Annotated in this window: 1 protein-coding gene and 2 pseudogenes; 1 reads left to right on the forward strand and 2 read right to left on the reverse strand. The window is 41.4% G+C overall.

Annotated features, from left to right (window positions below; genetic code table 11):
* Window positions 1-69 (forward strand): annotated as a pseudogene (locus VXQ92_RS20480) (outer membrane protein assembly factor BamE); the annotation flags it as partial.
* 72 nt (window positions 70-141) lie between these two features.
* On the opposite strand, the gene VXQ92_RS20485 reads toward VXQ92_RS20480, so the two are convergent.
* A complete protein-coding gene (locus VXQ92_RS20485; protein ID WP_265642998.1) occupies window positions 142-465 on the reverse strand; it encodes an RnfH family protein in 324 nt (107 codons plus the stop codon).
* A pseudogene (locus tag VXQ92_RS20490) lies at window positions 465-1093 on the reverse strand (hypothetical protein); the annotation flags it as partial. The gene VXQ92_RS20485 and the pseudogene VXQ92_RS20490, both read right to left, overlap by 1 nt.

The raw sequence follows: 1093 nt of genomic DNA on the forward strand, positions 1-1093 counted from the left end.
AAAATTGAAGGTTTAGAGACTATTCCAGCATCGCAACCAGGTTTACCTGCTTCCAAAGAAGCAATTTGAACTGCCCCCCCACTATAATCGTTTTTTCTAATAAAAAGAAACCCCTCTAGTGAAATACTTGAGGGGTTTTGCTTATTGAGCTGATTGCTTAAAGCGATTGCCTTTAATGTATCTGCCTACAGGGTTTTTCGCAGCACGTTTCCGGCGAATATCTTTTGGATTAATCGTTAATGGTCGATAAACCTCAACTCGATCACCCGTGTGTAATACCGCATCAGTTTCTACTTTTACTCCAAAAATGCCGAGCTGAAGTGGTTCAGGCAAATCAACTTGATTTGATATACCACTTGCTTGAACTGCCTGTGCAGCAGTCATTCCCTCTTCAAATGGAACAGAAATTAAAAACTGTTGTTCCGGTACCGCAAAAGCGACCCAAACTTGTTGTGTACGTTCCATTAGATACTTTGTCCAATTACAGCAATCATTGCCACAATAATTGAAAGCGGCAATACGATACGTACAGCAATACGCCATAAGTTATAAAAAAGCTCATTGCTAAAATTCATCGATTTACGTAAGTGGCTAATTTTCATAATCCAACCTGCAAAAACTGCATAGATTAAGCAAATAAGTAAGCCCCACAGCATAAGAATGAGCGTGAATAAATTATGAACTTCCGGCACAGCCCAAACTGCAATTGCTATAACAATAATCACCCATTGTAAAACAGGCATAAGCTGACGCTGAGCAAGTTGTTCTCTAGCCAACTGCACAAATAACGCGGATGTCATTACGCCCGTAAATATCCACGTTAAAACAGGTAATTGAGCCTGAAGCGAGAAAAAGCCAAAAGCAACCACAGCAATGAGCTGAGCTAACCAAATTGGAAGAACAGTTTTCGTTGCGCCTTCTTGCGCCTGAACAGCACCTACACTATTTTGCCAGTAAAGCCCTAAACCTAACCCGCTCGCGACAAGTGCAAGTACAGTTGCATTACCCCACTCCTTAAACTCAACACTGGTCCAATGCCAAGGTTGTAAAGTCGAGCCCATCATATTTGCCAACACAATAGAAGCGATTACTC

This window comes from Acinetobacter sp. 228 (assembly GCF_048147885.1).